Source organism: Pseudomonas umsongensis (assembly GCF_012647205.1).
Taxonomy (GTDB): Bacteria; Pseudomonadota; Gammaproteobacteria; order Pseudomonadales; family Pseudomonadaceae; genus Aquipseudomonas; species Aquipseudomonas umsongensis.
This window is the reverse complement of the sequence record NZ_CP051487.1, coordinates 2,800,974-2,823,486: the sequence shown is the minus strand read 5'-3', so window position 1 is coordinate 2,823,486 and position 22,513 is coordinate 2,800,974. Positions and strand designations below refer to the sequence as shown.

The following is a 22,513-nucleotide window of genomic DNA, read 5'->3' as shown; positions in this document are numbered from 1 at the left end:
CCGAACGCCAGGGGCAAGAGCGTTTGGTTACTTGGGGCCGGGCGGCGTTCCGTTTTTCCAAGTGACTCGCTGTAAAAGCGAAACCATAGGCGGCCGTTACCGCAGCAATGGATATGTACTCAGTCACAAATCCCCATTGGCCGCCAGGACGCCTTCGCCGGCAAGCCTGCCTCCTACAGTAAAAGCGAAACCCTAAGTGGCTGTTACCGCAGCAATGGATATGTGCTCAGTCAACAAATAACAGGTCGGCTGTCAGGCCGCCTTCGCGAGCAGGCTCGCTCCCACAGTTGATCGGGGACAACCGCGAGCCGTGCGGCAATTCCTAGTAAGGCCGTTTCGCCGGCCCCGACTTGTTCAGCACCGTACCGATCAGATTCGCCCTGCCCAGATGATGCAGACTCTCCTCGATCTCTTTCTTAGTATTCATGCCATTGGCAACCACCAGCAAGACACAGTCGAACTTGGGCAGGATAGTTATCACATCATCCGAACTCAGCACCGGCGGCAAATCGAAGATCACAACTCGAGAGTTGTAGCGTTCGCGCAGATCAACGATCAAATCGCCCACCACCGGCGAAGACAGCACCTCGGTGGAGAGCGGAATCGGTTCGCGCGTCGGCAAGACCACAAAGCGCGGCAAGGTCGGATTGACCAGGACTTCTTGCAGCTCTGCTTCGTTGGTCAGGAATTCATTGAGCGATTTTTCCATCGGCAGCCCCAGGTAGCTACCGACCTTGGGACAACGCAGATCGAAATCCACCAGCAGCGCCGTCTTGGTCGTGTGGTGCGCGATACTCATTGCCAGGTTGATCGCCAACACCGACTTGCCCGCCTCCGGCGTCGGCGAGGTGATGGCGAGCGTGCGCCAGCCATTCTCCTCCATGGCCTTCAAGACCTGGGTACGCAGCAGATCGAACGCCCAGCCCATGTTCGAATTCTTGTTGTAGGCGACAATGCGATGGCGCTCCAGGTGCTCGGCCCGCAACGGTACAACCTTGGTTTGTACGTAACTGAGCGCATTGAGCGGTGCAGGCTGTCCGGATGAAGAGAGCACCAGGCCTGACGAAGGCGATTGTTCGCCCTTACCCAGAGGTGGCTTAATAATTTCCATCGCAATATTCCTTATTCAAACCGCGCCAGAGCCTTGAACATCAGCAGATCCAGTGGCATGTAGAAGAAGTGCAGGAGCACCAGAGAGACCACGATCATCAAGACGCCACAGAGCACCAGTATCGTTCGCCACTGTTTGCGACGAGCCAGTTCCGCCTGGGTATGAATGTAGGGAATGGCAACCAGTACGCGCCTGCCCAGCACACTGGTTAGCGCGTCGACACCCCGTACCCGCTGGCTCAGCATCTCCAGCAACATCACCAGTGCACCCGCCCCTACCGGCGCAAGGACAAAGCCCAGGGCCACGACTTTCTTGCGGTTCGGCCGTACCGGTTTTTCCGGCATCAGCGGCGCTTCGAGCAGCACAAAACGCTCGGCTTTGTTTTCCTGCTCCAGGCTTTCGGTAATCTTCGCACTCATCTCCTTGGTGCGAATTTCTTCGTATTTCTTGCGTGCGTTTTCATGGTCGCGCATCAGCGTGACCAGGCCACGTTCCACTTGCGGCGCCTCGAGAATCTGGCTTTCCAGGGTCGCGATCTTGTCCAACAACTGCTGCTTCTGCGCGGCCAGCGATCGCATGCGCTGTTCCGAGGCGGCAATGCGCGCCTGGACCCTGGCAACGTCCAGGCTGACCGGCGTGACGGAACCGCCGCGACCTTGACTGGCCTGCATGGCGGCGATCTTGCGTTTGACCGTCCGAACATCCGGGTGGGCTTCGGTGTAGATCGTCAGCAGCCGGGCGTACTCGGCCTTGAGGCTGGCCAGATCCTCTACCGGTTCAGCGGCCGCACCTGCCGTGCCCTGCTTGATCGATAGACCGGCATGGGCCGCCGACAGTTCCAGGTCCTGGAAGCGCAAATCCTCGTTGGCCGCCTTGTAGTCACGGTCGATATCCTTGAGCTCGAGTTCAGAGCGCGACAACATGTTCATGCGCAGTTCCTGATGCTCAGGCAACGCGTTGCCATGGGCTTGCTTGAAGTCCGCCAGCTTGTTCTCCAGCACTTCCAGTTCAGTGCGCAGCTTGTTCGCCTCCTGGGTCAGGAACTCCGTGGTTTCACTGGCGCGCTCGGTGCGCTGCTTGATGTTCTCATTGAGGAACAGCGTCACCAGTTCGTTGGCCACTTCGTTCGCGACTTCTGGCTCCCTGTGCTCGAAGGCAAGGCGGAAGGCAATCGTTACCTCGCCTCGCCCCTTCACCGCCGCACTGACCAGGGCGACGGAAATCGCATTGCGCATCTCTTCGATCTTTTCGGTCAGGGTCAGGCGCCGGCTGCCCGTTTCGAAAAGATTGTACTTGTTGATGATCGCCTCCAAGTGCTCACGGGTCATCACACGCTGGCGGATGACTTCGATGCGCTCGTCAGCAAAGGTATTATTGTTCCCCGCCACCAGGTCCGGCGAAATCTGCTGAGATTCCACCAGGATAGTTCCGGACGACTGATAGATCGGTGGCATGGAGGTCGCCACCAATACAGCCGCCCCGATTATCACGGCCCCCGTCACAATCAACAGCCAGGCCCGGTGCTTGATTACTGCAATGTAGTCGTTGACCGACATTTCGTATTCAGAGGACATAAATACCACGCTGCTGAAGGTCAGAAGTCGGGGTGACTATAGATCAAGGTCATCCCTATGATGTTGGCATCGGCATTTGGCAAGCCGTCTCGCTCGCGCTCTTTGTAGGTGAAGGATAGGCGTGCAAGCCAAAAAGGCGAGAGCTCGCGACTCACAAACGCGCCGTATGTGCGAAAGGTACTGGGCGCGTCCCCTTTGGTTTTTTGCCAGGAGCCATCAACACCGACACGACTGGTCTCGTCGAGTAGATAACTCCAGTTACCCCGAAGCTCATCGGACTCGACCAGGCCGTTCTCCCCGTTGGCGATCGTGCTGCGACTGGCTTCGGCATTGGTCTCGACACGCTCACCGGTGTAACGCAGGCTCACGCCACCCTGGCCAGTGGGACCACTGTTGCTGTTGGATACCTTGTTCATACCGCCGTACACAGATCCCGTAAACCGCTCGGAGATCTGGTAGTTCACGCCGACCACCGGGGTGTAGCTGTTCGAGGAGCCCAGGGTGCTGGTGTCGTCCTTGGGCTCATAACGCGTCGCTTCGAATCGGGTGAACAGTTCGACCCGCTCATTCCATTGATAAAGCCAGCTGAGACGGTTGGTCAGCTCATCGTAGTTGGTCAGCGAGGCGGTGTCGTATTCGACATGGGTGAGGTCGATTTCGTCGACCAGGCTGCTGCGCTCGGTCACCGCGGATCGCCAGTTACCGCCGATGTTCGAGAGCTTTTGCGTGCCATCGGTCGAGTCTGTGACACCGGTTTGCTGGACTTCAGTGGAAAGCGTCGAACTCTCGATGTATCTCGCCGTGAGTCCATAGCCACCCTTTTCGGTCTCACGCTGCCAACCAAACGATAGCCTCGGGTCTTCTCGATTGGACACGACGTCGGTATCGGACGAGCGCTCCACATTGACACCGAGGCCAAACTTCCACTGGTCCCGATCAAAATTACCCACCAGCGTGTAATCGGGGGCAATGATCGTTCGCGTGATCGCTTTCTCGTCACTCGTCAAGAGCAATGGATTGCTGTCGTGCTCGACTGTCATGGGCAGCGCAACTGCCGACTGCCAGGCGCCGGCGTAGGTCATGCCGGAACATGGCAAAGTCAATATTGCCATCACCACTCCGGTTGTTTGCAATGAACGCAAGTTAATCCTTAATGCATCGCGCAATGTCAGGGAACGACCAGCGTATCGCCGGCCTGAAGTTCAAAGTTAGTGGACATGTCACGTCCGGCGATCAGATCGTCGTAGTTGACGAGCAGTACTTTCTGTTTTTTCCCTTCGCGCCGCAAGAGCTTGATTTCGTCCTTGTCAGCGAACTTGTCCAACCCGCCAGCCTCGCTCAAGGCTTGCAGCACATCGGTCTCACCGTTCATCTGCACCTTGCCGGGCTTGATTACCTTGCCCTGGACATAGACGACATTGCCCTTGGCCTCGGTTACCACAACGCTGACTACCGGATCGGGATAATATTTCGTGAGTTTTTCAGTGATTATCTTTTCAGCTTGAGCCGTATCAAGCCCTTTGACCTTGACCGGCCCCGCCAGCTTCAAAGTGATGTAGCCATTGGGCAGCACATCTACGCGCTCTATTTTTTCCGCTGGCTCGCCCCAAATGGACACTTCAACCTTGTCTCCAGCGTTCAGGAGATAGGAGTTGTCTTCGGCGGCACGGGCCACGCCGGGCAAGATCGCCAGCGCACACAGTGCAGGTAACATTAAACGCAGCATCTGGAATCCTCCGCCTGGTTAGCTCATCTAATGAGGATCAACCGTTACAATCAGCGTCCTCTTTAGGCCTGTAGCACCCACAAGAAAAACCATTTCGCAAAACTCACACTTAAATCTTGCGCCGATTGGCGACAACGATGAAACCTAATAGTGCGGAAGAGAATAACCATACAACCGCAGAGACCGGGACTGCATTGGGCTGAGTGTCGTGAAACGCCGAATCACCCGCCAGCCCCTTGTCTTGTACTGAATTAATCGCGAACGGCTGCTTGGCAACTTCCGTCATTAAACCGTCGCATGCTGAACTATTGACGGAAGCATTTACTCCCGACTTGGATCCATTATCAGCGTTGGAAATTTTGGCACTTTTGGCATCTAGCGAAGAGCCACCATGGACTGTACCAAGGCTCGTCGACGCCGCAGTCGCAGCTTCGGTCGAAGCCACGGCTGCCTGAGTCCTTGCACCCTCGCAAGCGCTACTTATGCGACTAATTTCATAGGGCAAATTGGCTGCTTGGGCAGTGGCAACGGCTACTCCATTCAGAGTCGCAAATAACACAATCAACTTAATGAAAACTGTCGTCCGCATATAACCGCCTCCCTGCGCTGAGGGTTTGGGATGAGTCGATTGAGGAAATCTGAATCAGGCTAAATGGAGCCTATAAGCAGATAGCCAGTACGTCAATAGCACGTCACAATAATAAATAGAAATATAAAACGGCGGCGGATAACGTCAAAAAAACGCCGTAAGCAGCCTAAGTGAATTGTCAGAGACAGCAAGTGTTTATGCATGCAGTGGCCTCTTATAAAAACGCCGTCAAATCACCCATCGCACAAATAAACCAATGCAACGAAGATGCCGTCGAGCGTCGGCGTAGATCGCCTCCCATCGGACAGCCGATCACTGCCACACAGAGCCACGGAACGGGTCTGGGCGAGCGATATTCAGGGCCGGAAAAAATGGCGTCAGGCGCGTCCTTGGTGCACACCCAAGACTTTTCTGGACTCTCGCGCTAAAACAGGCGCGCGCCCAGTGCAACATACAGTTGGCTGTACTCAGCGACCAATTGCTCAAGGGAAAAGCCACGATTTCGCCCGCTGGGGTTGGGAAGGACCCAGACCGCGGCATTGCCGAATGTCTTCGGCTGCGGTCCCCAGGCAGCGTCGCGCTGATCGGACAAGGCGCAGTACGCCGCCTTACCGAGAAACGCCACGAAACGTGGCGCAATACCGGCGATCTTTTGTTCGAAAGCCGCCGCGGCCGCGACAAATTCATGGGCCGACAGCTGGTCCGCCCGCGCCGTCGGCCGCTGGACCACGGCGGTCAAACCACAGCCATGGCGCAGAATGTCCTGGTCTTGCTCCGGCTGAAGTTGATGTGACGTAAAACCGGCGAGGTGCAATGTGCGCCAAAAACGATTGCCCCGACCGGCAAAATGATGCCCCTGGGCCGCGGCAGTCACGCCTGGGTTGATGCCGCAAAAAACCACGTCCAATTGTGGCGCCAGTATATCGTCGAGCCCTTCACTCACCGCAGATCACACCGACCGCATTACGTGCGAGCGCCGTCAATTCCTCACGCGACTTGCCGGCTCGCGCACGGATCGAAATGCTGTGCAGCAGCGATGAAGCGAGCACCGCCAGGGCTCCTGCATCGACATCGTCTTTTAATTCGCCAGATGCAATGGCCCTGCGCAGGCGCGCCTCCAGATCGGCATCCAACCTGCTCAGGCGATCACTGAGCACCGCTCGGATCTGCGGATCCTCGACAGCCTCGGTGGTCGCCGTGCCAATCGCGAAGCAGCCACGTGGCTGACCGTCGCCCGAAAAGTAGATCGACAACTGTCCCTCGTAGAAACGCATCAGCGCCTGGCACAACGTCAGTTGGTTGTCGGCCAGCGCGGCCTGCATGTCGGCGGCGGCAAACTCCCAGTACTGCTCGAGCGCCTTGATGTACAGCGCATGTTTGTCACCAAAGGCCGCATAGAGGCTGGGGCGATTCATCCCGGCCGCGGTGGCGATGCTGTCCAGGGAGGCGCCGGAATAGCCAGTGCTCCAGAACACACCGAGCGCTTGTTGCAACGCTGTCTGCGGGTCATACGCGCGGGGTCGGCCGCGGCCTTTGCCCGCTGTCACTTTATTTTGTGCCATGTCGTATAAAATCCTTGCAGGAAGGTGGATGCGGGGATATTTTTACACAATCGCACAAAAATAAGGAACCACAAATTCCTTGATTCATGTTTGTTCAAGCGCAGCTCAAACCGGGTGTTGCAGCGACGAAACAGCGGTGCCGGAGCGATCCTCCCAAGCACCTGCGGGTTTGCTTTACCACAACATTCATTGACGTCGGTGCCAGGCGATTGCTGCAGGCCCGCCTTCCCGGTTAAAGGTGCATTCGATCATGACTCAATCCATCGACATCAAGGCTTCGCAGGCCTATGAGGCCCAATCGCCGATCAACAAACCCCTGAAGGAGAAGCTGCGGCCTTGGCTCATGGTGGGCCTGCCTACCCTTTTCGCTGTCATTGGCTATGCGTACTACGTGGCTGGCGAACCCTTCGTTACCACCGATAACGCCTACGCCCGGGTGGCCAAGGCCTCGGTCAATGCACGGATTTCCGGGCAGGTCGTGGACATCGCCGTCCAGGACAACCAGAAGGTCAGCAAGGGCCAAGTGCTGTTTCGCCTCGACCCCAAGCCCCTGCATATCGCAATCGATCGTGCGCAAGCGCAACTGAGTGTCGCGCGGCTGCGCATCGATGGGCTCAAGGCCAGCTACCGTCAACAGCAGGCAGAACTGCAATCGGCCAAAGAGTCAGCGGACTTTGACCAGAAGGAATTCGCCCGCAAGAAAGCGCTGGTTGCGACCGACTTTGTTTCCCGGGCCATTTATGAGCGCGCGGAAACCGACCTGAAGATCGCTCGGCAACGCATCGCCTCGATCGAACAACAGATCGCCAGCACCGTCGTCGCCCTGGACGGCAACCCGAACATCGAGGCCGACAGTCACCCTTCGGTGCGGGAAGCCAAGGCGCAGCTCGATGAAGCGCAGCTGTACCTTTCCTACGCCACGGTCTATGCGCCTGCTGACGGCATAGTTGCCAAGGTCGACGACTTGCAGGTGGGCAACTACCTCAACAGCGGCGCACCCGCCTTCGCGTTGATCAGCGACCATGAGATCTGGGTCGAGGCCAACTTCCGGGAAACCCAGGTCACGCACATGCGAGCAGGTCAGGAAGCGCGCATCAGCATCGACACTTACCCCGGGCACGTGTTCAAGGCCCACGTGACCAGCATGAGCCCTGGCGCCGGGTCGGACTTCGCCCTGCTGCCGCCGGAAAACGCCACCGGTAACTGGGTCAAGGTGGTCCAGCGGGTACCGGTTCGCCTCGAACTGGATGACGCGGACCCTGCCCTGCCACTGTTTTCCGGCACCAGTGCCACGGTCGAGGTCGATACCGGACATCGCACGCCATGGTGGCACCCGCTCAAGTCGCTGCTGACCGCAGGTAACTTCTGATGAACGCCCACGCACAGACATCCGCGGATCCGGGCCGTGCGCACTCGCTTCGATTGGCGGTGCTGCTCGCCACTTACATGCAGTCCGCCAACCTGCCGCTGCCCAATGCGGTGCTGCGGCTGATTCAAGGCACCCTGTCGATGACTGACGACCAGGCCGGATGGATTTTCACGGCGTACCTCGCGGCGAGCGCCATTACCCTGCCGATTGCCCAGTGGCTTGCCGGGCGTCTTGGCCTGAAGCTTGTCTATCAAGCCGCGCTGGCTGTCTTCGTCCTCGGCTTGCTGCTCGCGACGGTGGCCACGACGCCGCTGCAATTTATCGGTGCGCGGATCATCCAGGGCCTGGCCAGTGGCGTGCTGGCGCCCCTGTCGATGGCAATTGCCATGGAGACATTGGCGCCCGAGAAGCGCATGAAATTTGGTGCGACCTGGACCGCCATCGTGCTCCTGGGCATCGTCAGCGGCCCGAGCATCGGTGGCTGGATCGCCGAGCATTTCGATTGGCGCCCGATCTTCTACATCAGCCTGCCGTTGTCGGCGTACATCTTTTTGGTCGTGGCCCTGCTACTGGCCGAGAAAAAACCCGAGAAAGCGCCTTCTTTCGACTTCTTCGGTTTCGGCAGTTTCACCCTGGCCTTGATCGGCCTGCAGATGCTGCTCGACCGCGGCGAACGCCTGGACTGGTTCGATTCGCCGGAAATCTGGATCGAGGCACTGGCCTGTGGGTTGGGGTTGTACTTGTTCATGGTGCACGTATTGACCAGCAAGACGCATTTCCTCAACAAGCGCCTGTTCCGTGATCGCAATTTCGTGCTGTCGACGCTGATCTTTTTCGCCGTGGGTTTCGTGCTGCTGTCGACCATGGCGCTGACCTCGCCGATGCTCGATGAAATTCTCGGCTACCCGCCAGACACCACCGGTGCCCTGACCATCCCGCGTGGCATCGGGCTGGTGGGTGCGTTTGTGCTAATGGGCTGGGTGCCCGAGCGTTTCGATCGCCGGCTGTTCGTGGCGGCAGGCGTGGCCCTGGTGATCTTTGCCAACGGACTGATGCTCGACTATTCGCCCTTGATGGACTGGTCGCCGGTGGCGGTTGCCGGGGCCATCCAGGGCATCGGCATCGGCCTGCTGATGCCGGCACTGACCAAGGTCGCGTTCAGCACCCTTGACCCCGCACTTCGGGCGGAGGGGACCGGCCTGTTCAATCTTTCGCGGGTCTACGGCAGCACCCTGGGCGTAGCGATTGTGCAGATTTTCTTCTTCAACAATACCCAGGCGATGCACCTGGCACTGGCCGCCAATGTGACGTCCTATCGCGCTGCCGCGCAGGGGGGCACGGCGTCGATGTCGTTGCCGGCACTCGAAGGGCTTAACCACATGATCACCCACCAGGCCGCGTTCATCGCCGTTATCGGCCAGTTCAAGATCCTGCTGGTGGCGATGCTGGTGGTCAGCCCGCTGGTGGTCTTTCTACGCAAACCGATACCGGCCAACTAATTTTCGTGGAGTCTGTGCAATGAAATCCAGTCGTCTGTTCCCAACGAAAATCGCGGCAGTGTCGGCAATGGTCTTGCTCTCTGCCTGCACCGTCGGCCCTGACTTCAAGGCCCCGCCGGTGAGCCAGTCGCAACACTACGATCAACAGGCCGAGCAGCGCCTTGGCCAGGGGGGTTCGCAGCGCATTGCCCTGGGCAACAAGGTTACCGGGCAATGGTGGTCCGCCTTTGGCTCGCCCAAGCTCGACCAACTGGTACGCCGGGCCATCGACGGCAATCTGGAGCTGGTCGCTGCCGATGCAACGATACGGCAGGCATCACAATCGGTGGCTGCGGCACGAGGTGCGCTGTATCCGCAGGTCGACTTCGCTGCGGCAGCGGGTCGCCAACGGGTGCATAACGCCAAGGAGCCCTCGGTCTCGAACTTCTATGCGATCGGGCCACGGGTCGGTTTCGACCTCGATGTCTTCGGTGGCAACAAGCGGCTCGTCGAACAGCAGCAAGCCTTTAGCGACTTGCAAAAGCATCGTTACGAAGCCGCGTACCTGACCCTGACCGGTGAGGTCGCCAGCCAGGCGTTGCTGGTGGCTTCTGCCAATGCGCAGATGCAGGCCGTGGAGACTTTGCTGGACAACGACACCCGCAACCTCGAACTGGTGCGCGCGGCCCATGCCAGCGGCAGCACCACCCAGGTCGACGTGTCGCTGGCAGAGACCCGGCTTGCCCAGGACCGCACGTTGCTACCGCCCCTGGCCCAGCAACGGGATGCTGCGCGCCATGCGCTGTCGATCCTGACGGGCAATGGCCCGGCTGACTGGATTGCGCCGGACTTTGACCTCGACGAATTTGCCTTGCCGTCGAACGTGCCGGTCAGCCTGCCCTCGGAAATGGCCCACGACCGTCCGGACGTGCGCCAGGCCGAGGCCGAGCTGCACATCGCCAGCGCCGCGGTCGGCGTGGCGACCGCCAATCTCTATCCGCGGGTGACGTTGTCCGCCTCCCTGGCCCAGGCCGCATCAGGCAATGGCGGCGCCGCACTCTGGGGGTTCGCGGCGGGAATCGCCGGGCCGATCTTCAACGGTGGCACCCTCAAGGCGGAACAACAGGCCGCCGTCGAGGGTTACAACGCCACGCTCGCTGGCTACCAGCAGACCGTCATCAGCTCGTTCGGCCAGGTTGCGGATACGCTGCAAGCAATCAACCACGACGCGCAGGAATTTCGCGCCCAGGAGGATGCATTGCAAGCGGCCGACACCAGCTTGCGTCTGAACCGGCAAGCCTATGCCTTGGGCGAGAACAGCACGCTCCAGGTGCTCGAAGCCGAGCGCGCCTATCAACAGGCGCTGCTGAGCCAGATCCGCGTCAAGACCGCGCAATACCTCGACACCGTGCAGCTGTTTGTAGCCCTCGGCGGCAACTCCGTCGGCGTGTTCGAGCAACGGTTGGCCAGCCGCCAGGCACCACAACGTTCGTATCAGTAGAGGCTGCGGCCTCGGTAATTGGAGTCAAGACATGTCCTACGAAGCCTTTCACGATGAACTGCGAGATACCCGGTTTGCCCTCAATCACGGTTCGGCGCAGATGCCCGCCGTGGGTTTCGGCACCCTGTTCAAGGACCTCGGCGTCACCACCCAGGCGATCACCCACGCGCTGGAAACCGGGTTCCGTCATTTCGATTGCGCCGAGCGTTATCGCAACGAGGAATCGGTCGGCGTTGCCCTGCAAGCTTTCATGGACGCGGGGAAGGCCCGGCGCGAAGACCTGTTCATCACCACCAAGCTGTGGAACACCAACCACCGCCCCGAACGGGTGTTGCCGGCCTTTGAAGCCAGTTGCCGACGGCTGCAGGTGGATTACATCGATTGCTATCTGATCCACACGCCCTTCGCGTTCCAGGCCGGGGACGACCAGGACCCCAGGGATGCCTTCGGCCATGTCCTCTACGACTCTGGTGTAACCCTGATCGACACCTGGCGGGCCCTTGAGCAACTGGTCGATCAAGGTCGTTGCAGGTCCATCGGCCTGTCGGACATCACCTTGGAGGCGCTGAAAGAAATCGTCGCCGTGGCGCGAATCAAACCCGCGGTGGTGCAAGTCGAATCCCACCCGTACCTGCCGGAATGGGAATTGCTGGAGTACTGCAAGGAACACGGGATCATCCTCCTGGCCTTCGCGCCGCTGGGCCACGGCATGGAACCGAACGTGCTGGAGGACGAAGTGATCCTGGGCATCGCCCGGCACTTGCAAAGAACCCCGGCCCAGGTCGCACTGGCCTGGGCGGTACAGCGCGGTGTCGCGTTCCTGACCACCTCGGCGACACCCGCCCATATCCAGGAAAACTTCGATATCACCACCCTGCCCCACAGGGCCATGCTGGAAATTCGCCAGGAGATCACAACGCGGATACGCTTCAATTCCGTGGTGGAAACCGGAGTACCGGGGTTCATCCCGCGCAAACAATGACAGGCCTCGAGGGGACGGTCATGTGCCGTCCTTTTTTTCCAGTTGACCCAAGAGGCGACAACGATGGATGTATTCCAGAGCATGCGATTTTTCCTGGCGGTCGCCCAGAGCGGCAGCTTTACCGCAGCCGCGCATTTGCTGGACACCACCACGACCAACGTTTCCAAGGCGGTCTCCAGTCTCGAGGCCCGCCTGCAAACCCGCCTGATCAACCGTACGACCCGGCGCCTGGCCTTGACCGAAGCCGGCACGCGCTATCTGGAACGCTGCGAGAAGATTCTGGAAGAACTGCGAGATGCGGAGGAGGAAGCAGGCACCGCACAGGTCACCCCCGTGGGCCGCCTGAAGATTCACGCGATGTCGGCCATCGGCAACCACTACGTGATCGACGCCATTGCCAAATACCGCGAGACACACCCCTCGGTCCTGTTTGACCTGGCCTTGACCAATCGGCTGCCCGATCTACTGGAAGAAGGTTATGACATGTCGATCGTGCTGGCGCGCGACCTGCCCGACTCAGGCTTCGTCGCCCAGCGGCTGGGCATCACCTACAGCATTCTCTGCGCATCGCCCACGTACCTTGAAAAACGCGGAATACCCGACACGCCGGGTTCGCTTGGCACACATGATTGCCTGAGAATCGTCAACACGGTAATGCCGGCCGAGCACTGGGTATTCGAGGGGCCCGAAGGCGTGGAGGCCGTCAACACACCGGTGTCGCCGTTTCACGTCAATACCGCCGATGCCATGACCGTCGCCATCACCCGTGGCATGGGCATTGGCATCCAGCCGATCGCGTCCGCCGTGGCCGGCCTCAAGGCAGGCACCCTGGTTCGGGTACTGCCGCAGTACCATTTTGAAGAGTTGAACCTGTTTGCCATCTACCCTTCACGAAAATTCGTCGATGCAAAAATAAAAACCTGGGTGGAGTTTCTCAAGGACTACCTGCCCGGGTTGCTGGCTGACGATGACAAAATTGCCCGTTCATCAAGACGCCCTGCAAACATCTGAGGATGGAGTGTCGACCCTCCACCGTCACCGCCGTACTCAACCGTTCGAGCACCCAGTGCCCATGACTTGATACTGCATGACATGGCGCAGGCCCTGGGAGTCTTCGTAGGTCATCTGCGCCGAAACCGGACCACACTCTGGCGCGACATCGGTCACGGAAATGACCTTCTTGATGTCCAGTCTCGAACCGTAGGTGTAGGTCTCGATCGGTGGCTTATTGGCCGAGATTCTGGCATGGCTTTCTTCGGCAAAGGCCTGGGCACCGATGCAACTAAGTGCAAGCAAAATCGCGATTCTTTTCATGGGGTTCACCGTCTCGTTCAGGGTGGATGAGTACCTCTGGAACCCTTGGCCCAGGTTCCTTCGGTAGAGACGATGCTAGGGGATTGCCCGGGCGCCAAACAGCGCCCTGGCGGATAAACACTGTGAACAGAATGCGTAGGAATGCAGGGATCGAAATCTGCAGGAGGTCATCAAACCGCAACCGTCAGCTGTGTTGGCAGCAGACGGTTGCGGTATGTTCACGCATGCCTCAGCGAGGCTCATCAGGCGGCAGTGGCCGCCAGAGCTTCACGCCCCTCTTGTGAAGAACGCCCCTGCTGCGGCAGGCGATCCAGCGCCGGGGCCCAGGCCGGCACGCTCGGCATCTCCTTGCGCAAGCTGTGGATCAGCGTATAGGACATCACCAGCAGCAACATGGCGATCGGCAAACCGGCCGCGATACTCGCCATCTGAATGGCCTTGAGTCCCCCGGCCAGCAACAACCCTGCGGCAATGGCACCTTCAAGAATGCACCAGAGCAGCCTGATCCAGTTCGGCGGATTGGTGCTGCCCAACGCACACAAGGTGCACAGAACCTGGGTGCCGGCATCCGCGGTGGTGACGAAATGCACACCCAGCAACACGCAAACCAGTATCGACAGCGCGGCACCCATGGCCTGGCCATCGAGCGACTGCAGCAAGGTGAACATGGCCGCGGTGGTTTCTTTCTTGGTGGCGAGCAACACGGTGCCGCCTTCGAACTTCGGCTGCTCCTGGGTCACCACCTGGCTGGCGACGGACGCCTGGTAGGCCTGCCTGTCCTGCTGTTCGTTTTTCAGCGCCGCGCCACCGAACACCGACATCCACAGGATGGTCACCAGGGTCGGCACCACCAGCGCCCCGATCACCAGTTCGCGGATGGTCCGGCCTTTGGAAATGCGCGCGATGAACAGGCCGACAAAAGGCCCCCAGGTCATCCACCATGGCCAGTAGAACGCCGTCCACCAGTTTTGCCATTCGCTGTCTTTTTGCGTGTCCATCCAGAAACTCAGGCCAACTATGTTTTGCACATAGTCGCCGGTGGATTCAAACATCAGGTTGAGAATGTAACGGGTGGGACCAATTGCCAACACGGCCAGCATCAGGATGAATGACAGGTACATATTGAGCGTGGAGATACGCTTCATTCCCTTGGACAGTCCGGCCAACAGCGAAATACAAGCAACGATACTGACAAACAGAATGATCGATAACTGCAAGCCGACACTGACCGGAATACCGAATACCTGATGCAATCCGGTATTGATCTGCACCACACCGAGGCCAAGGGACTGGGACACGCCAAAGGCCGTGATGACCACTCCCATGATATCGACCACATGGCCGATCCAGCCGTAGATACGATCGCCAATCAGCGGATAAAGCAGCGATCGCAGGGCCAGCGGCAAACCTTTACGGTAGGCGAAGTACGCCAGGCTCAAGCCAATCATGGAGAAGATCGCCCATGGATGCAGGCCCCAGTGGAACAGGGTGATGCGCATCGCCAGGGTCGCGGACTCGTCCGTCAAGCCCTTGGAAAACGGGTTGTCGGCGTAGTGCAGCATGGGTTCGGCCACGGACCAGAAAATCAGTCCGATGCCCATTCCCGCGCTGAACAGCATGGCAATCCATGAAGCGAAACTGAACTCGGGAATATCCTGTTCGGTGCCAAGTTTTAAGTTGCCGAAACGGCTGATCGATATATAAAGCAGTACGCCAAGCACGCCACTGATCAGGGCGATGTAATACCATTTGAAGTTATGCAGGATAAACACCGAAGCCATTTCAAAAGCCTTGGCTGCCTGCTCGTCTTTAAATGCACAGAACACGACAAATATGATCACCGCTAATATCGAAGCCACGGTCACATTCGGATTAAGGCCTTTCAACAGGCCGGATTGAGCACGCATTGTTTTCCCCTTTTGTTTTTGTTTAAGGGTTTGGATATGTTCCGCAGTTCGCCTATCGCCTGGAATCGACTGACACCAGGACGGTTTCATCTGCAGGTAAATTCCGGTTTATTACGCCTTTGGCAGCGTCACCAAGATCGTTTAAAGCTGACCAGCGCTCAAACCATTTTTCGTCACCGACTCATGAGAAAAACGCATCAATACGACGCAATCAAGCGCCTGTTTCCAGGGTACTTTCGCAGGCCCCCTGTTCGCTCAAGCGCGTGACTTTCGCCTGCCCTACGAACAGGGCCAGCAACACGGCGCTGCCCCCGAGGAAAAAGTAAAAGCTCGACGCGCCGAAGCCTTCCATCAGCGCCCCCGCAATGAGTGGCCCGATACAGGCGCCGACCCCAAAGGTGATCAACAGCATGCCCGAGAGCGAAACGCGCAAGGATGGCTCCATGTTGTCATTGGCCAACGCCACGCCCAGCGGGTACAGGCAGAACTGCAGAAAACCGATGCCGGCACCGAACCACAGCAATGTCGTGAACGATGGCGCTTGAGCGAACCCCAGCGGCAGGCTGATGAGTACCAGCAATACCGCCACCGCGCGGATCAGGATCGCCCGGGGCAGCCGATCCGACAGCCAGCCCAACGGCAACTGGGCCAATAGCCCGGCACCGATGGTCAACGCCAGGAACTGACCGACCTGCGCCGTGCCCAATCCTTGCTTGCTCGCATAGATCGCAGCCAGGCCGTAGAAGCTGCCATTGAGCATGCCCGACACCAGGATCGTCCCCAATGCCTGTGGAACGCGCCGCAGGAACAAGCGCAGGTCAATCGAGGTCACGGGCACCGCCACGGGATGCGCGCTGCGAGTCAGCGCCACCGGCACGGAACACAGGGCGAACACCATCGCCACCGCCAACAGCGCACGGATGCCCAGCCCCTCGTCGAGACTCAGGGCCAATTGCCCGAGCATCATGCCGACGTAGCTGGCGACCATGTACAGCGCCAGGACTCCGCCGCGTTGCTCGGTCCGGGCCTGATCATTGAGCCAGCTTTCCAGAACCATCAATTGGCACATCATGGCCAGTCCCACCAGCGCCCGCAGTACCAGCCAGAAGGCCAGGGACGTGCTGAACTCATGGGCCAGGACCGCCGCCGCAATCGTTGCCGCGCAAGCCGCGTAGGTGCGAATGTGCCCAACCTGAGCGATCAGGCTGCGCCCGACCCAGCCACCCAGCACCATCCCCAGGGCATTGGCGGCCATCAACGCGCCACCCGCCGTTTCGCTTGCACCCAAAGCATTGAGGCGCAGCGCCAGATAGGTCATCAGCAAGGTCGATCCCAATTGCATCAACAAGCTGGCCAGGTAGAGGGCGCCGAAGGTTCTTGTCAGTGTTATCACCGTACCGACTCCCTGAATAAAGGTGGTTCAAGCCAAACCGTGCAGTTGCTTCCAGTTGCCCGGGTGAACCACATACCCGAACAACGCGTGTCCGCCGTAAACCAGTTCGGTGCCTTCGGGAATCCACAGCAACTGGCCGGGTGTGACGGCAAACAGCTCGTCGCCGACCTGCAACTCGAAGCAGCCTTCGATGACGAAAATCACCTCGTCATACAGCACCGTCCAGGCCACTTGCGCCCCTTCCCAGCGGGCAAAACCCACACCGATGTTCGGCGAGACTTCGTTGCTGAGGGCTCGCGCCACATACGCGGCGCCTGGCGGGCCACCTCGAACGGTAAAGTCCAGGTCCCGATGGTCGATGCGCAGCACCCGGCGGCTGCCTTTATCCGCCGGGCTCATAGCTCGCTCCGGCTGTTCCAGGCCGCCAGGCGAATGCGCGAACGAACGCCAAGGCCAAGGAAGGGTTCTGGCGGGTTGAGCGACGGCATGCCGGTCACCGCACGGATATCGTTGAGCTGGGCAGATTCGGCACCCACCGCGAGATCAGCCAGCATTGTCCCGGAGATGGTGCCCCAGGCGGCACCGACGCCGTTGTCGCACGCCGACGCGTAGACACCGTTTTCCAGTTCGCCAAAGAAGTTGGTGAAGTTACGCGAGATGGCGTAGACGCCGCCCCAGGTATGACTGAAAGGCACCTGCGCCAACTGCGGGAAGCGCGCCATGAAGGCCTTGCGATGCGAATCCTGCACTTTCGAACGCATGGCATCGCTGGTGCTGCGACCGTATTTGGGCACGTGCTTGTAGGTGTTGCGGATAATCAGGCGGCGGTCCTGGGTCATGCGCACGGTGGTGCCGGCGTGATCCGCCGGGGTCAGTCCCCAGTCCAGTTGGCCGCCATAGGTCGCCAGCTCCGCATCGGTCAGGGGACGGGTCCAACTGGCGAAGGTCATGACCGGCAACAGGCGATTGCGCAGGTAGCCGAACTCCTGGGTGAAGATGCTCGTGCCCAGGAGCAACTGCGGGGTACGTATCTGCCCTGCCGTGCCGTGCAAGATCCAGCCGCCACGGCCGTCGCGCTCCAGCCGCTGGATGGGTGATTCTTCCAGCAATTCGACGTTGGCCGGCAAGGTCCGGGCCAGGCCCGTGACAAGCGCCGCCGGTTGCATCAGGTAGCAGCCGGGAGTGTAGATGGCGCCGCGATAATGGCCGGTGCCCAACACCTTGGCCAGCTCCGCGCTATCGGCCCGGCGAAACGGTTCGCCGAGGTCGCTCATCAGGCGTTCGAAATGATCCAGGTAAGCCAGGCCACGCTCGCCGACGGCGCCTTGATATTTACCGGCATGGGACCACTGGCAATCGATCCCACGGGTTTCGACCAGGCCTTGCAGCTGCGCAATCGCGGCGCGGTTGAGCGATAGCAAGCGCTGTTTGTGCGCGGGGTCCGGATGCTCGAGGGCGAACTTGTGCGGCAGGTCGATCACGAATCCCGAGTTGCGCCCCGAGGCCCCATGGGCGACCCGTTGCGCATCCACCAACAGGATACGGGCTTGCGGATGATGCTCGGCCAGGCGACGTGCTGCCGCCAGGCCGGCAAAGCCTGCGCCGATGACGGCGTAGTCGGCACGCTGTTCGCCGGACAAGCGCTTGCAGGCCGGTTGCTCGGGCAATGCTGCATACCAGCCGCAACTCGCATCGTCGTAAGGCAGGTTGATCGTGTTTTTCATGTGTCTGGCCTCAGGCAACTGCCTGCTGAGAGTGCTGACAGGACTGCAGCAATGCGCTGCGTTGCGTTTGCGCTTGGCGACCGAGCAGGACAAAACCATTGAGCTGGCCCCGGGCATCGTAGAAACCGGCGCTCAAGCCATCCTCGGTCGGCGTGCAGCGCCATTCACCTTCGCAGGCGCTGGCAGGCGCCAGCAGACACAGCGGCGCGGCCGGGGTTTTTACCGTGACGGGCATCAAGGGGTAGTCGACGGCGGTCGGTTGGCCGAGCAGGGTTTTGCTCAGGGCCTGGATACCCTGGTTGATCGGCGCCAGGTAAGGCAGCAGTTGTCCCCGGATCTCGATGCAGTCACCCAGGGCATAAATGCCCGGTACTGAAGTTTGCAGTTGGGCGTTGACTTGAATGCCGCGTCCAACCGCCACGCCAGCGCTCTCGGCCAGGCTCAGGTCAGGGCGCAGACCAACGGCGGATAACACCAGGTCCGCCTCGAGGGTGCGGCCATCGGCGAGCGTCAGGCGATAGCCCTGCCCGCTGGCGTCGATGGCCTGCAGCGTATTCTGCAAATGCCACCGCACCCCGAGTTCACCCAGCGTATATTGCAGCATCTGCCCGGCCTCGGCGGGCAACAGGCGCTCCATTGGCCAGCGGCCCAGGCCGATGACATCGACGCTAAACCCGTTATGGGCCAGATCGTTGGCAAACTCGCAGCCGATCAGGCCGTCGCCGAGAATGGCGACACGCCGCACGCCGCCCAGGCGTTCGCGGAAGCCCTGATAGTCGTGCAGGTTATTGACGCTGATCAGCGCCGACGTATCGCCCTCGATCGGCAAGCGAATCGGTTGCGCACCGCTGGCGAGGACCAACTGGCCGTATTCCATCTCACCGAAACTGGTACTCAAGCGACGCGCTGAACTGTCGATGCCCAGCACCTTGCAGTGCGGATAAACCCGCAGGTTCAGACGCTGCTCGATGGCCAGCGGTGTTTCGCCGGACAGGGCCTCGGCGCTCTTGCCCTGGGACAACCCGATCGAAAGCGCAGGCTTGGAGTACAGGTGACCGGACTCCTGGGTCAGCACGCGGATCTCGACCTTGGGGTCGGCCTTGCGCAACGCCTGGGCCAGGCCGTAACCGGCATAACCGCTGCCGATGATGACGATCGGCTGGCGCGGCGACGGTGCGGCAACAGGCAGCGGCGGCGCAGTGACCGGCACCGTGGCGACCGTGGCCGCCTGGGCGTATTCACTGATATCGAGCATCTCGAAATCTGCCTTGCTCACGTGGCATTCAGGGCACATCCAGTCTTCGGGGACATCTTCCCAGCGGGTGCCGGCGACGATGCCGTCCTGCGGCCATCCCAGTGCTTCGTCGTAAATCAGGCCACACACGATGCAAAGCCAAGTCTTGAACATGCTATTCACTCCCCGGCGACCCGGATCGCCACGTTTTTGGTGCGCACGTAGCTGTACAAGGCTTCCTGGCCCTTTTCCCGACCAAAGCCCGACAAACCAACGCCGCCAAAAGGCGTTTCAATGCCACCGGCATACCATTCATTGACGAACACCTGGCCGGATTTCAGGCGGCGCGTGCAGCGCATGGCGCGGCTGATGTCCTGGGTGAACACGCCGGCGACCAGGCCAAATTCAGTGCCATTGGCGATGGCAATCGCCTCTTCTTCGGTGTCGAACGGCAGGATCGCCAGGACCGGCCCGAACACTTCTTCCTGGGCAATGCACATCTGCGGGGTAACGTCGCGGAACACGGTCGGGCGCATGAAATGCCCGGCCCGGTCAGCGAATGCTTCACCGCCGGTAACCGCCACCGCGCCGTCTTCCACTGCGCGGCGGCACAAGGCTTCGATGCCCGCCAGTTGCCCGGCGCTGACCACGGGGGTGAGGTCGGCGTTGTCCTGGCCCAGACCGACGCTGAGCCCCTCGGCCATGGCGACCACGGCCTCGACTACCTCTTCATAAATGTCGCGTTGCACCAGCAGCCGCGACATTGCCGAACAGACCTGGCCGGCGTTGAAGAAAATGCCCGACTGGACGCTGGCCAGCAGTTGCTCGCGGTTTGCATCGGCAAAGGCGATCGCCGCGGACTTGCCGCCCAGCTCCATTACGCTGGGAATCGCATGCTGCGCGGCATCACACAGGATCGACTGGCCCGTTGGTACAGAACCGGTGAACACGATCTGGTCGACAGCGCGATGGCTGACCAGATACGCGCCGACTTCGCGGCCGCGGCCGCAGATCAGGTTGACCGCGCCGTCGGGCAAGCCGGCCTTGGCAATGGCGCGGATCAGCACGCACATGCCCAGCGGTGAAAGCTCGGGGGACTTGATGACCACCGCGTTGCCAGCCGCCAGGGCCGGCGCCAGCGAACGGGCGCAGATCGACACCGGGAAGTTCCACGGAACGATCTGTGCCGAAACGCCCATGGGGTCGTACAGGGTAAAGTCCATGTAGCCGTTGCCCAACGGGATCGACGTGCCCTCGATCTTGTCGGCCATGCCGGCGTAATACTCGAAGTAGCGCGCCGCCTCGATGAACTCGTCCCGGGCATCGCTCAGGCGCTTGCCGTTTTCCTGGCACAGCACCCAGGCGCCCTCATCGGCCACTGCGCGAATTTCCTCGGCAATGCGCAGCAGCCAGGTGACGCGTTGCGCCGGACGCACACGGGTCAATTCACCGCTGTCGGCACAGCGGCGCGCCGCCAGCAGCGCACGCTCGGCATCGTCGACGGTAGCCTGGGCAATGGTCGCGAGCGGCTCGGCCGTACCGGGGTTGTTCACTGTCAGGCGCTGGATGCTGTCGCTCCATTGCCCGTCGATGTAATTGAGCCAGTGGGAGGCTATCGGATACATGGGACAACCTCCTCAGGCAGACGGCGTGGTGGCCAGCAGTTGACGGGCGGCCCACTGATGGAAGAAGTGCGTCGGGATGTCCATTTCCGGAGAGAACGCCCCACCCTTGTAGCCTGGGGAATGACGGCCTTTCTGCATGCCTTCGACCGAGCTGATGTCTTCGGCGAACACCACTTTCCAGGACTCCAGGATCGCTTCGCGGCAAGCGCTGAATTCCTCGCTGGTGGCCGCGTCATCACCCACATAGAACAGGCGCAAATGTTCGATCGTGCGCCCCGGCGAAACCGGCTCAAGCTGCATGGCGAACGCATGGTCAGCCTGGATGCCGAGCAGGACGTTAGGGAAGAACGCGACATACTCGGCGTTGCGCAGGCGATCCAGCGGCCAGGCGGGGAATTTCGGCAGATGCGTACCGGCGACATCCGACAGGTTGTAGGCGTAGCTGCCCTGGCCGGCGAAATGCTGGTCGAAAATGATGTTGTAGTGGTCTTCCAGGCGCGAGTACGAGTTCAGGCTCGGGTGCACCCATGGCAGGTGATAGGCCTCGCAGTAGTTCTCGACCGCCAGTTTCCAGTTGCAGTTGATGTCCAGCGTCGTGGCGTCATGGCCCGGGCGGCGGCGCAGCAGGTTCATGCCGTCCTCGCCGAGAAACTGCGTCCAGCGTTGGGTCAGGGGCGCCAGCATGTCTTCGAGCGGTTGTGCGTCGCCGGACAGGTTGATGAACACCATGTCCATCCAGATCGCACTGCGGATGGCTTTCAGGCCATGTTTTTCACAGGCGAAGCGTTCATCCTTGTGCTGGTCGATGCCGCCGACATGGGGCGTGCCACGCAGGCCGCCGTTGAGGTCGTAGGTCCAGGAATGGTAAGGGCAACGGATGACGCCTTGTACCTCACCGGCCTCCTCCACCAGCTTCATGCCGCGGTGGCTGCAAACGTTATGGAACACCTGCACCAGGCCTTCACGGTTACGCATAAGCAGCAACGGCAACCCCATGAAATCGACAGGCTTGACCGAACCGGCCTTGCCCAGGTCACTGGCGAAACCGACACACGCCCAGGTCTTACCCATGACCTGATCGCGCTCGAGCTCGAAGTAGCGTTGTTCGGTGTAGAACTCGTTGCCGAGGCCAGTCGCTTCATGAATCGGATTAAGGACAGTTTCAAGTTGATGCACAGGAATTTGCTGGATGCTGCTCATTATTGTTCTCCCCTGCTGGGCACGGTATTGAAGGGTCGGCAGGCACATGGGCCAAGGTCCGCTGGCAGCAAGTTTGGGAAAACAGAGGGGGTCTCGACAAACGATATTTCCGGCGCCATTCATGACTTTATGTCATAAATAAACGGGAAGTCAGCGCATGCAATGTGGCCGCTCGGCATTGAAAATACCGAGGGTTCGAGGGATTAAAACTAAAGGTGATTCAG

General features: G+C 60.1%; 20 protein-coding genes. 5 read left to right on the top strand and 15 right to left on the bottom strand.

The genetic code is table 11. From position 1 onward, the window contains the following. Positions 1-322 precede the first annotated feature (322 nt). From HGP31_RS12950 to HGP31_RS12920, 7 genes are all read right to left on the bottom strand, one after another. Positions 323-1,111: a CpsD/CapB family tyrosine-protein kinase gene (locus HGP31_RS12950; protein ID WP_020798147.1), complete on the bottom strand. Its 789-nt coding sequence runs from the start codon at positions 1,109-1,111 to the stop codon at positions 323-325. 11 nt (positions 1,112-1,122) lie between these two features. Then, the gene (locus HGP31_RS12945) at positions 1,123-2,685 is read right to left on the bottom strand and encodes a GumC family protein (RefSeq protein WP_020798148.1); all 1,563 of its coding nucleotides are present in this window, start codon (positions 2,683-2,685) and stop codon (positions 1,123-1,125) included. A gap of 20 nt (positions 2,686-2,705) precedes the next feature. Beyond that, positions 2,706-3,797, bottom strand: coding sequence for a hypothetical protein (locus HGP31_RS12940; protein ID WP_033043908.1), 1,092 nt, complete (start codon positions 3,795-3,797; stop codon positions 2,706-2,708). Between the two features lie 56 nt (positions 3,798-3,853). Further along, the gene (locus tag HGP31_RS12935; protein ID WP_020798150.1) at positions 3,854-4,411 is read right to left on the bottom strand and encodes a polysaccharide biosynthesis/export family protein; all 558 of its coding nucleotides are present in this window, start codon (positions 4,409-4,411) and stop codon (positions 3,854-3,856) included. A gap of 109 nt (positions 4,412-4,520) precedes the next feature. After that, on the bottom strand, positions 4,521-4,856 hold the full coding sequence (locus HGP31_RS12930; RefSeq protein ID WP_141195465.1) for a hypothetical protein: 336 nt from the start codon (positions 4,854-4,856) through the stop codon (positions 4,521-4,523). 568 nt (positions 4,857-5,424) lie between these two features. Then, positions 5,425-5,943: a G/U mismatch-specific DNA glycosylase gene (gene mug / locus HGP31_RS12925; RefSeq protein WP_168757882.1), complete on the bottom strand. Its 519-nt coding sequence runs from the start codon at positions 5,941-5,943 to the stop codon at positions 5,425-5,427. Next, positions 5,936-6,562, bottom strand: a complete 627-nt coding sequence (locus HGP31_RS12920; protein ID WP_151141882.1) for a TetR/AcrR family transcriptional regulator — start codon at positions 6,560-6,562, stop codon at positions 5,936-5,938. The genes mug and HGP31_RS12920 overlap by 8 nt, the downstream gene beginning before the upstream one ends. Positions 6,563-6,812: 250 nt before the next feature. On the opposite strand from HGP31_RS12920, the gene HGP31_RS12915 reads away from it, so the two are divergent. The 5 genes from HGP31_RS12915 (at position 6,813) to HGP31_RS12895 (ending at position 12,903) form a co-directional block, all read left to right on the top strand. Next, positions 6,813-7,931 (top strand): HlyD family secretion protein, encoded by a 1,119-nt coding sequence (locus tag HGP31_RS12915; RefSeq protein WP_168757881.1) that lies wholly within the window; start codon positions 6,813-6,815, stop codon positions 7,929-7,931. Next, positions 7,931-9,430, top strand: a complete 1,500-nt coding sequence (locus HGP31_RS12910) for a DHA2 family efflux MFS transporter permease subunit (protein ID WP_168757880.1) — start codon at positions 7,931-7,933, stop codon at positions 9,428-9,430. The genes HGP31_RS12915 and HGP31_RS12910 overlap by 1 nt, the downstream gene beginning before the upstream one ends. A 19-nt stretch (positions 9,431-9,449) precedes the next feature. Beyond that, complete coding sequence (locus HGP31_RS12905; protein WP_168757879.1) at positions 9,450-10,910, top strand: efflux transporter outer membrane subunit; 1,461 nt, start codon at positions 9,450-9,452, stop codon at positions 10,908-10,910. A 31-nt stretch (positions 10,911-10,941) separates the two neighbouring features. Further along, positions 10,942-11,892 (top strand): aldo/keto reductase, encoded by a 951-nt coding sequence (locus tag HGP31_RS12900; protein WP_083348846.1) that lies wholly within the window; start codon positions 10,942-10,944, stop codon positions 11,890-11,892. Between the two features lie 63 nt (positions 11,893-11,955). Next, entirely contained in the window at positions 11,956-12,903 is a 948-nt protein-coding gene (locus HGP31_RS12895) for a LysR family transcriptional regulator (protein WP_083348845.1), read from the top strand. Between the two features lie 36 nt (positions 12,904-12,939). Here HGP31_RS12895 and HGP31_RS12890 read toward each other — a convergent pair whose 3' ends face one another. From HGP31_RS12890 to HGP31_RS12855, 8 genes are all read right to left on the bottom strand, one after another. Then, positions 12,940-13,206 (bottom strand): DUF2790 domain-containing protein, encoded by a 267-nt coding sequence (locus tag HGP31_RS12890; protein WP_083348844.1) that lies wholly within the window; start codon positions 13,204-13,206, stop codon positions 12,940-12,942. Between the two features lie 242 nt (positions 13,207-13,448). After that, complete coding sequence (locus HGP31_RS12885; protein ID WP_083348843.1) at positions 13,449-15,113, bottom strand: BCCT family transporter; 1,665 nt, start codon at positions 15,111-15,113, stop codon at positions 13,449-13,451. A 211-nt stretch (positions 15,114-15,324) separates the two neighbouring features. Then, entirely contained in the window at positions 15,325-16,506 is a 1,182-nt protein-coding gene (locus tag HGP31_RS12880; protein ID WP_110752967.1) for an MFS transporter, read from the bottom strand. 27 nt (positions 16,507-16,533) lie between these two features. Further along, on the bottom strand, positions 16,534-16,905 hold the full coding sequence (locus HGP31_RS12875) for an ethanolamine utilization protein EutQ (protein WP_083348842.1): 372 nt from the start codon (positions 16,903-16,905) through the stop codon (positions 16,534-16,536). Next, the gene (locus tag HGP31_RS12870; protein ID WP_168757878.1) at positions 16,902-18,230 is read right to left on the bottom strand and encodes an NAD(P)/FAD-dependent oxidoreductase; all 1,329 of its coding nucleotides are present in this window, start codon (positions 18,228-18,230) and stop codon (positions 16,902-16,904) included. The genes HGP31_RS12875 and HGP31_RS12870 overlap by 4 nt, the downstream gene beginning before the upstream one ends. Positions 18,231-18,240: 10 nt before the next feature. After that, complete coding sequence (locus tag HGP31_RS12865; protein ID WP_168757877.1) at positions 18,241-19,638, bottom strand: FAD-dependent oxidoreductase; 1,398 nt, start codon at positions 19,636-19,638, stop codon at positions 18,241-18,243. A 5-nt stretch (positions 19,639-19,643) separates the two neighbouring features. Then, positions 19,644-21,089 (bottom strand): aldehyde dehydrogenase family protein, encoded by a 1,446-nt coding sequence (locus HGP31_RS12860; protein WP_168757876.1) that lies wholly within the window; start codon positions 21,087-21,089, stop codon positions 19,644-19,646. A 12-nt stretch (positions 21,090-21,101) separates the two neighbouring features. Continuing rightward, positions 21,102-22,289, bottom strand: coding sequence for an aromatic ring-hydroxylating oxygenase subunit alpha (locus tag HGP31_RS12855; RefSeq protein WP_177411662.1), 1,188 nt, complete (start codon positions 22,287-22,289; stop codon positions 21,102-21,104). Positions 22,290-22,513 lie beyond the last annotated feature (224 nt).

Bases quoted from the DNA above. Each gene is read 5' to 3' on its own strand.
- HGP31_RS12910 (WP_168757880.1), top strand. From the start codon at position 7,931: ATGAACGCCCACGCACAGACATCCGCGGATCCGGGCCGTGCGCACTCG.
- HGP31_RS12915 (WP_168757881.1), top strand. From the start codon at position 6,813: ATGACTCAATCCATCGACATCAAGGCTTCGCAGGCCTATGAGGCCCAA.
- HGP31_RS12885 (WP_083348843.1), bottom strand. From the start codon at position 15,113: ATGCGTGCTCAATCCGGCCTGTTGAAAGGCCTTAATCCGAATGTGACC.
- HGP31_RS12865 (WP_168757877.1), bottom strand. From the start codon at position 19,638: ATGTTCAAGACTTGGCTTTGCATCGTGTGTGGCCTGATTTACGACGAA.
- HGP31_RS12870 (WP_168757878.1), bottom strand. From the start codon at position 18,230: ATGAAAAACACGATCAACCTGCCTTACGACGATGCGAGTTGCGGCTGG.
- HGP31_RS12940 (WP_033043908.1), bottom strand. From the start codon at position 3,797: ATGGCAATATTGACTTTGCCATGTTCCGGCATGACCTACGCCGGCGCC.
- HGP31_RS12900 (WP_083348846.1), top strand. From the start codon at position 10,942: ATGTCCTACGAAGCCTTTCACGATGAACTGCGAGATACCCGGTTTGCC.
- HGP31_RS12860 (WP_168757876.1), bottom strand. From the start codon at position 21,089: ATGTATCCGATAGCCTCCCACTGGCTCAATTACATCGACGGGCAATGG.
- HGP31_RS12890 (WP_083348844.1), bottom strand. From the start codon at position 13,206: ATGAAAAGAATCGCGATTTTGCTTGCACTTAGTTGCATCGGTGCCCAG.
- HGP31_RS12945 (WP_020798148.1), bottom strand. From the start codon at position 2,685: ATGTCCTCTGAATACGAAATGTCGGTCAACGACTACATTGCAGTAATC.
- HGP31_RS12875 (WP_083348842.1), bottom strand. From the start codon at position 16,905: ATGAGCCCGGCGGATAAAGGCAGCCGCCGGGTGCTGCGCATCGACCAT.
- HGP31_RS12935 (WP_020798150.1), bottom strand. From the start codon at position 4,411: ATGCTGCGTTTAATGTTACCTGCACTGTGTGCGCTGGCGATCTTGCCC.
- HGP31_RS12905 (WP_168757879.1), top strand. From the start codon at position 9,450: ATGAAATCCAGTCGTCTGTTCCCAACGAAAATCGCGGCAGTGTCGGCA.
- HGP31_RS12855 (WP_177411662.1), bottom strand. From the start codon at position 22,289: ATGAGCAGCATCCAGCAAATTCCTGTGCATCAACTTGAAACTGTCCTT.
- HGP31_RS12920 (WP_151141882.1), bottom strand. From the start codon at position 6,562: ATGGCACAAAATAAAGTGACAGCGGGCAAAGGCCGCGGCCGACCCCGC.
- HGP31_RS12895 (WP_083348845.1), top strand. From the start codon at position 11,956: ATGGATGTATTCCAGAGCATGCGATTTTTCCTGGCGGTCGCCCAGAGC.
- HGP31_RS12950 (WP_020798147.1), bottom strand. From the start codon at position 1,111: ATGGAAATTATTAAGCCACCTCTGGGTAAGGGCGAACAATCGCCTTCG.